Origin of the sequence: Flavobacterium sp., assembly GCF_036405015.1 — a bacterium.
Taxonomy (GTDB): domain Bacteria; phylum Bacteroidota; class Bacteroidia; order Flavobacteriales; family Flavobacteriaceae; genus Flavobacterium.
This window is the reverse complement of sequence record NZ_DASWYK010000211.1, coordinates 19,070-28,010: the sequence shown is the minus strand read 5'-3', so window position 1 is coordinate 28,010 and position 8,941 is coordinate 19,070. Positions and strand designations below refer to the sequence as shown.

Genomic DNA, 8,941 nt, shown 5'->3' with positions numbered 1-8,941 from the left:
CCGGATCACTTTATTTACCAAACAGGTGGTGACTTGAATCCGCTCTGCAGAATATATTTTGCTGGCTCCTGGTTTATGGCATAAACGTTGAATTTGGTACAAAGCAGCTCTTCCACTCAACCTTTTTTTTGTTCTACTTATTTATGTTTTACTTTTAAAACATATCCTAAAGATTCTAAAATTAATACATAATGTGTTTTTGTAATGTCTTTAACAACAGCATTTTGATCGCAAAACGGACCAGAGTTTAAATGAATTTTATCTCCAATCTGATATTGCATAACAGATATTTCTGAAGCAGTGTCTCCCGTATTCAGCCATTCTTTGATGGTTTCGATTTCATGATCTTTTACTACAGCATGTCTTCCCAACCAAAATAAAAATCGAACAACACCAGGAGAATGAAAAACCATATTTCTATCTTTTTCGGCTAATTGTACAAATATGTAATGATTAAACAATGGCACTTCTACCTTTACTTTCCTATCTGATCTTTGTTGCACTTTTTTGATAACAGGACAATAACAATTTATATTAAACTTGCTTAATTGTTCTGCGGCTCTTTTTTCCCATTTAGGTTTGGTGTACACTACATACCATTTCATAATTGTAACTGTATTAATTGTGTTTTTAAAATAGTTGTTTTAAAAAGATAAGCTCTTTGTTTCTGGAATACTATTTCTTAAGAAATAATAATCTGGTATAAAAAGTTTTAAGATTTTAAGACTTGTTTTCAAAAAAAAAATGTCAGAGCAAATTAGTGCTAAAGCTTGAAAATTTTTCTTCAAAGAAATTAGGCTTTTTATCTGTAAACTAAGTGGTAAATTTAAATCCAACACTCGAAAATTGCGGATGCTTTTCATGGTAAAATTTCCTTAATAAGGACATTTAGCAACAAAAATGAAATTTCTCATCAGGCGTATTAGTATAATTTTATCCTAAATTATTATAGTAGATAAAGTGCTTTAATGAATCTAAATTTTGAGTTTTTAAAGAGTGAAATTTAGATCGTTTTAGAATAATCACAGAACAATAATTGGAATTTTTTTAAGTCATTTTTTTCTTTTTTTGAGTAGTTACACTGTAACTATTCACGGGGAACCCTTTTTTAAAAATTTAAAAAAAGCTTCGAAACCCCAGTAAAATGGCCCAACTCGATTTTTGAAAATCATACTACATTAACAAACATATTTTTTTAACTTAAAACATTAAGTAGATGAGAACTGGAATAACATTTAGTGCTTTTGATTTGTTACATGCAGGGCACGTTAAAATGCTTGAAGAAGCAAAACAACATTGTGATTATTTAATTGTTGGTTTACAAACAGACCCAACATTAGATCGCCCGACAAAAAATAAACCAACACAAACTGTAGTAGAGCGTTACATACAGTTAAAGGCGTGTAAGTTTGTAGATGAAATCGTTCCTTATGCTACAGAACAGGATTTGGAAGATATTTTGAAAGCCTTTGCTTTAGATGTACGAATCTTAGGAGACGAATATAAAGACAGAGATTTTACTGGTAGAAAATATTGTGAAGAAAAAGGAATTGAATTGTATTTTAATACCAGGGACCACCGTTTTTCAAGTACTAATCTTCGTAATGAAGTGTATAAGAAAGAAGTTTTAATGCACTCCAATGGTAACTAGTACAGTAACACATGTAGTTTTAACAGGTGGAATTGGCAGCAGATTGTGGCCTCTCTCCAGGAAAACACTTCCCAAGCAATATTTAGAGCTTTTTGACGGAGAATCACTCTTTGAAAAAACAGTGGCTCGTAATCAAAATGTCGCTACTAATATGATTGTAGTAGGGAATATTGAAAACTATAAAATGAGTAATGCAATTATGGAGAAGTTCCATAAGCCTTACATACATATTGTCGAAGCAGTTCCCCGAAATACCGCAGCAGCCATTGCATTTGCGGCATTCGCATCAGATTCAGATGATATTTTACTGATTACTCCATCAGATCATATTATAGATGGAGGCGAATGGTATAGTGATGCTTTGCAAAAAGCTATCGCATTAGCCAGCCAGAATTACTTGGTCACTTTTGGTATAAAACCAACAAAACCAGAAACGGGCTACGGCTATATAGAGTTTGAAGATGAAAATGTAATTGCATTTCATGAAAAACCAGATTTAGATACAGCAAAGGTTTATTTAGAAAACGGCAATTATTTCTGGAACAGTGGACTTTTTTGTTTTAAAGCAGGAAAGTTTCTAGAAGAGCTCGAGAAGCAAGAACCAGAAGTATATTGGGCTTCAAAAGCGGTTTGGGAAGAAACTATAGATGGTTTTCTGGATTACGAATTGTCAATGAATATTCCTTCTATAAGTATTGATTATGCTGTTATGGAACGAAGCAATGACATTAAAGTAGTACCTGCACAATTTGGATGGTCTGATCTGGGGTCTTTTGAATCGGTTTATGATTATTTAGTACATAAAGGTCATCCAATAGATTCAAATCGCAATATTGTAATCGGAACTTCAATGCACACTACATTTATCGGAGTTAAAAATTGTATTCTGATTTATACTGCCGATGCTTTGATGGTGTTGCAAAAAGAAAATTCTCAAGAAGTAAAACAGGTTTACCAGCAATTGGAGTCTATTGCATCTCCATTATTATAGAGGAAAACTCGTAACAAAGAATTACAAGTCTTTAAAATAAAAAGCGACTAACATGATTGATAAAAATTCTATAATATATATCGCAGGACACAAGGGAATGGTTGGAAGCGCCATTTGGAGATCTTTAACAGCAAAAGGTTATAGTAATCTTATTGGAGCATCTAGCAGCGAATTAGATTTAAGAGAACAAGATGCAGTTCGAGATTTTATTCAAAAAGTTAAGCCAGATGTAATTATAGATGCCGCAGCAAAAGTAGGCGGGATTTTGGCCAACAATGATTTTCCATTTCAATTTTTGATGGAAAACATGCAGATTCAAAATAACCTTATTAATGAAGCTCATAATGCCGATGTAGAAAAATTTATCTTTTTAGGCAGTTCATGTATTTATCCCAAATTGGCCCCACAGCCTTTAAAAGAGGAATATCTGCTTACTGCTTCTTTAGAAAAGACAAATGAATGGTATGCATTAGCTAAAATTACTGGGGTAAAATTATGTGAAGCCATTCGCCAACAATTTGGAAAAGATTTTGTGAGCTTGATGCCGACAAATTTATATGGTACCCAAGACAATTTCGATTTAACTAGCTCTCACGTTTTACCAGCAATGATTCGTAAGTTTCATGAAGCAAAAGATAGCAACAATGCTCCAGTTATACTTTGGGGAACAGGAAGTCCGATGCGAGAATTTTTGTTTGTTGACGACATGGCAGAAGCTGTAGTTTTTGCTTTAGAAAACAAACTTCCAGAACACCTATACAACATCGGAACTGGAGAAGATTTAACCATTAAGAAGTTGGCAACTACAATTCAAAAAATTGTTGGTCATACTGGAGATATAATCTGGGATGAAAGCAAACCTGACGGCACACCTCGAAAATTAATGGATGTTTCTAAAATGCACAATATTGGCTGGAAACACCAAGTAGATTTAGAAGAAGGAATACAAAAAACTTACAATTGGTTTTTGGAAAATATTCAAAACCTGAAACAAAAGGTCTATTAATAGTAACCTTTATCTGGAAACCTAGAAAAAATTTATAGTTAATACTTAATAAACTTTGCAAAATTGCAGCAGAATGCCTTGTGCTTATAATTAGATTATGACTTTACCAAAAAAAACAGCGTTCATTACAGGAATAACAGGACAGGACGGCGCCTATTTAAGTGAATTTTTATTAGAAAAAGGCTATATCGTACACGGATTGAAAAGACGTACTTCGATGTTTAACACAGATAGAATCGATCATTTGTACCAAGATCCTCATATAGAACACAGAAACTTTGTTTTGCATTATGGAGATATGACTGATAGTACAAATTTAACTCGATTAATTCAGCAAATCCAACCTGACGAAATTTACAATCTTGCCGCTATGAGTCATGTGGCAGTTTCTTTTGAAACTCCTGAATATACTGGTAATGCAGACGGATTAGGGACTTTACGCCTTTTAGACGCAATTCGCTTGTTAGGATTAGAAAAAAAGACACGAATTTATCAAGCATCAACTTCAGAATTGTATGGTAAAGTACAGGAAGTTCCACAATCAGAAACTACACCATTTTATCCTAGATCTCCTTATGCAGTTGCAAAAATGTATGCCTTCTGGATTACTGTAAATTATAGAGAGGCTTATGGAATGTACGCTTGTAATGGTATTTTATTTAATCATGAGTCGCCTATTCGAGGAGAAACTTTTGTGACACGTAAAATAACTAGAGCAGCATCAAGAATAGCTTTAGGACTTCAAGAAAAATTATATCTAGGTAATCTAGATGCTCAACGCGACTGGGGACATGCTAAAGATTATGTACGAATGATGTGGATGATCTTGCAAGCAGAAGAACCTGAAGACTGGGTAATTGCCACAGGAAAAACCACTCCTGTTCGTGACTTTGTTCGAATGAGTTTTGCTGAGGTTGGTATTGAACTGGAATTTAGAGGACACGGTGCAGAAGAGAAAGGTTATATAGCATCTTGTAGTAACCCAGATTATCAGCTTCCAATTGGTAAAGAAGTACTAGCTGTAGATCCTCATTATTTTAGACCAACTGAAGTTGATTTACTTATAGGAGATCCAACAAAAGCAAAAAATAAATTAGGCTGGGAGTGCCAATATGAGTTGTCTGAATTGGTGCATGAAATGATGGAGTCTGATTTGAAATTAATGAAAAAAGAACAGCATTTAAAGGAAAGTGGCTACACGATTTTGAATTATTTCGAGTAGTAGATTTGAGAATTTAGTATGAGCAGATTTTTTTCTTCGTAAAAATTAATAAATGAAAATAAAAAATATTTGTTGTTTAGGTGCTGGTTACGTGGGTGGTCCTACAATGTCAGTTATTGCATTAAAATGTCCAGAAATTAAAGTCACTGTTGTTGATTTAAATGAAAGCCGTATTGCGGCCTGGAACGATGAAAATTTAGATAATTTGCCTGTTTATGAACCAAGACTTGCAGAAGTAGTAGGTGAAGCCAGAGGACGTAATCTTTTTTTCTCTACAGATGTTGATAGCGCAATAGATGCTGCAGATATGATTTTTATAGCGGTTAATACACCAACCAAAACCTATGGTGAGGGAAAAGGTATGGCTGCTGATTTAAAGTTTGTAGAATTATGTGCTAGACAAATCGCCAGAATCGCTAAAAATGATAAAATTATTGTAGAAAAATCGACTTTGCCTGTTCGTACTGCCGAAACATTGCAAACCATTTTGGACAGTACAGGGAACGGAGTAAAATTTGAAGTTTTATCTAATCCAGAGTTTTTGGCAGAAGGTACTGCAATAGAAGATTTGTTCAATGCAGATCGAGTATTGATTGGAGGACAACAAACTCCTGAAGGAAAAGTTGCAATTCAAGCATTAGTAGATATTTATGCACATTGGCTAAAGCCAGAACAGATTTTGACTACCAACGTTTGGTCGTCTGAATTGTCAAAATTAACTGCAAATTCTTTTTTAGCACAAAGAATATCTTCTATAAATGCACTTTCTGCTCTATGCGAAGTAACAGAAGCAAATGTTGATGAGGTTGCTAACGCAATAGGAACTGACAGTAGAATTGGTCCTAAATTCCTTAAAGCTTCTGTAGGATTTGGAGGATCGTGTTTTCAAAAAGACATTTTAAATCTTGTTTATTTATGTCGTTTTTTTAACCTGCCAGAAGTTGCTAATTATTGGGAGCAAGTCATCATTTTAAATGACTATCAAAAATATCGATTTGCTAAAAAAATTATCAGCTCTTTGTTTAATACGGTTAGCGATAAAAAAATTACTTTTTTAGGCTGGGCTTTCAAAAAGGATACTAACGACACTCGAGAATCTGCAGCGATTTATGTTGCCGAACATCTTATTGAAGATGGCGCACAGATACATGTTTATGATCCAAAAGTTTCTGAAGCAAAAATTAAAGCTGACATGCGCTATTTATGGGAATTAAAAGGATTTACAGATCAAAAAATAGAAACAAAGCTAAATCAGATTTTTGTTTATAATAATCCAAAAGATGCTTTAGATCAGGCTCATGCAGTTGCAATATTAACAGAGTGGGATGAATTTAAAAAGTATGACTGGGAAAGTATATACATCAAAATGTACAAACCAGCTTTTGTTTTTGACGGACGAAATATTCTGGATGCTGAAAAATTAACAGACATTGGTTTTAGAGTAAAGGGAATTGGAAAGGCTGAAATTTTCAGTCGCAAAAGAGAATCTGTTTTTTAACTATTTTAATTTCATTTCTTGAAAGATATTTTGATAAAGTTTAAAGATCATCCCAAATACGATACGATTGTAAGTTGGGGGAAATTAATTTCCATAACTGGAAGCGCGCAGGTTATTGTACAAGGAGTTGGTTTTTTTTCGGGAATTTTAATTATTCGATTACTTTCTGTTCACGAATACGCTTTCTATACTTTGGCCAATACAATGCTTGGCGCCATGTCGGTATTATCTGATGGAGGAATTTCTACAGGTGTATTGGCGCAAGGTGGAAAAGTTTGGGAAAACAAAAAAGAATTAGGGAAAGTATTGGTTACAGGACTCGAAATGCGTAAAAAATTTGCAGTAATAAGTCTGATTGTATCCCTTCCGATTTTACTGTACTTGTTGCTTCACAATGGCGCAGGCTGGATGACTTCTATCTTGATTGTATTATCGATAATTCCTGCTTTCTACGCTACTTTGTCCGATTCTTTATTGGAGATTCCTTTAAAACTAAATCAAAGTATTTTACCACTTCAAAGAAATCAAGTTATTGTAGGTTTTGGGCGATTGTTTATGGTAGCTTCAACCATATTCTTATTTCCTTTTGCTTATCTTTCAATTTTAACCAGCGGATTAGCAAGGATATACGGTAATATTCGTTTGAAAAAACATACCAATGTTTATGCTGACACATCAGAAACTGAAGATCCGGTAGTAAAAAAAGAAATTTCTTCGATTGTAAAGAAAAGTTTGCCAGGACTTATTTATTATTGTTTTTCAGGACAGATTTCAACTTGGATAATTTCAATTTTTGGAAACCCGGCGTCGATTGCGCAAATAGGAGCACTTGGAAGAATAAGTTCAATTATAACGCTTCTTATGGTCATTTTTTCGATATTAATTGTTCCAAGATTTGCTAGAATACAAAATCAGCCACACAAATTATTGAGGTATTATACTAAAATATTAATTGGCATGACAATCATTCTTTTGTTAATAGTTGCCTGTACTTATTTATTTTCGGATCAGATTTTATGGATTTTAGGAAGTAATTATAAAAAACTAAACATCGAATTAGTTTTATTAATAACTGGAACTGCAATTACGACGATAATGGCTGCAGCATTGCAACTTGCTTTAAGTAGAGGCTGGGTTTTAAAATATTATATTTCTATCTCAGGAAGTTTGCTGCCTATCATAGTAAGCTGTTTTCTATTTAATATCTCAACTTTAGAAGGAATCCTCTATTTAAATATCCTAGTTGCATTGGTACAAATGCTAGTTCATGTTTCTTATGGATATTATAAAATTTTAGAATTAAATAAAAATCATAAAAGTTAGAAGATTTTACTGAATATCAGATTAAAGTCAAATGAATAAATTAAAGTTTGAATAAGGACTTTAAAAGAATAAAACTTCAAAAGCTGCTAGAATTAGCATCAAAAAACTTCAATTAAAAAGCACAAATTATGGACATTTTATTTGTTTGTGGCTCAGCTGAAGCTGGAAAAGATGGTGTTGGTGATTACACTCGCCGTTTGTGTGCTGAATTATTACATAGAAAACATGACGTTAGAATATTGGCACTATGTGATCATCAATCTAATTTTTTTGTAACAGAGAATCAATTAATTGGAAAAGATCAGGTGACGGTTTATCGCATACCTGTAGCTACAGATGTCAAACAACGATTTGTATGGACAAAGCAAATAGTAAACGATTTTCAGCCTGATTGGATTAGTTTGCAATTTGTTCCTTACAGTTTTAACCCAAAAGGATTACCATTTTGGTTGCCTTCATTTTTAAAAAATTTAAAAGGAAATCATAAGCTGCACATTATGTTTCACGAATTGTGGATCGGAATGGATTTGGATGCCACAATTAAAAGTAAGTGTATTGGTTTGCTTCAAAAGCAATTAATCTCTAAAATTTTAAAAACAAAAAAAGAAGTAGTCATTCATACACAAACCGATTTATATAAATCTAAAATTTCAAAATTAGGTTACAATGCACAAATATTGCCTTTGTTTAGCAACATAGCAAAGAGTAATGAGGCTGAACACAAAGGAATGGTTTATCATTCGGACTTAAGATTTTGTGTTTTTGGCAATATTCATTACGGAGCTCCAGTAGAACAATTTATTTATGATTTAAAACTTGTTTTGTCTATTTCTAAAGAAGTTAGAACATTAAAGTTTGTTTTTATTGGAAACTGTGGTGCTGAAATTGAAGAATGGAAGAAAGTTTTGAAGGCAAACCAAATCAGATTTGAAGTAACAGGATTTGTAAATGATTTCGAGATAAGCGAAATTTTATCGAGCTGCCAATACGGAATTTCAACCACGCCTTATTTGTTAAATCAAAAAAGTGGAAGTCTGGCTTCGATGTTTGATCATGAATTGGCTGTTTTATGTGTAGCCAGAAATTGGAACGTAAGAGGATTTAAACCAAAAGTATCTTCAAATTTAATGAAATACGAAAATCATAAAACGATTAATAGTTTTTTAGATAAAAAATTCACGGTTTTAAATGATAATAATTTAGAGTTTGTAGCTACAAAATTTCTAAGTGGTTTAAACTAACTTTTAAGA

At 33.0% G+C, this 8,941-nt stretch carries 8 protein-coding genes; 7 read left to right on the top strand and 1 reads right to left on the bottom strand.

The annotated features are described in order from the left end of the window. Positions 1-137: 137 nt before the first annotated feature. A complete protein-coding gene (locus VGE71_RS18195; RefSeq protein ID WP_331139579.1) occupies positions 138-605 on the bottom strand; it encodes a UpxY family transcription antiterminator in 468 nt (155 codons plus the stop codon). 611 nt (positions 606-1,216) lie between these two features. Between VGE71_RS18195 and VGE71_RS18190 the strand changes: the two genes are divergently transcribed. The 7 genes from VGE71_RS18190 (at position 1,217) to VGE71_RS18160 (ending at position 8,932) form a co-directional block, all read left to right on the top strand. Further along, complete coding sequence (locus VGE71_RS18190) at positions 1,217-1,651, top strand: adenylyltransferase/cytidyltransferase family protein (RefSeq protein WP_331139578.1); 435 nt, start codon at positions 1,217-1,219, stop codon at positions 1,649-1,651. Beyond that, entirely contained in the window at positions 1,641-2,642 is a 1,002-nt protein-coding gene (locus VGE71_RS18185; protein WP_331139577.1) for a mannose-1-phosphate guanylyltransferase, read from the top strand. Before VGE71_RS18190 ends, VGE71_RS18185 begins: the two co-directional genes overlap by 11 nt. Positions 2,643-2,694: 52 nt before the next feature. Further along, positions 2,695-3,648 (top strand): GDP-L-fucose synthase family protein, encoded by a 954-nt coding sequence (locus VGE71_RS18180; protein ID WP_414656179.1) that lies wholly within the window; start codon positions 2,695-2,697, stop codon positions 3,646-3,648. A 97-nt stretch (positions 3,649-3,745) separates the two neighbouring features. Continuing rightward, positions 3,746-4,870, top strand: coding sequence for a GDP-mannose 4,6-dehydratase (gene gmd, locus VGE71_RS18175; RefSeq protein ID WP_331139576.1), 1,125 nt, complete (start codon positions 3,746-3,748; stop codon positions 4,868-4,870). Positions 4,871-4,922: 52 nt separating this feature from the next. Then, complete coding sequence (locus tag VGE71_RS18170; protein ID WP_331139575.1) at positions 4,923-6,368, top strand: UDP-glucose 6-dehydrogenase; 1,446 nt, start codon at positions 4,923-4,925, stop codon at positions 6,366-6,368. Between the two features lie 18 nt (positions 6,369-6,386). Then, a complete protein-coding gene (locus tag VGE71_RS18165) occupies positions 6,387-7,691 on the top strand; it encodes a polysaccharide biosynthesis protein (protein WP_331139574.1) in 1,305 nt (434 codons plus the stop codon). 128 nt (positions 7,692-7,819) lie between these two features. Next, entirely contained in the window at positions 7,820-8,932 is a 1,113-nt protein-coding gene (locus VGE71_RS18160) for a hypothetical protein (RefSeq protein WP_331139573.1), read from the top strand. Positions 8,933-8,941: the final 9 nt, after the last annotated feature.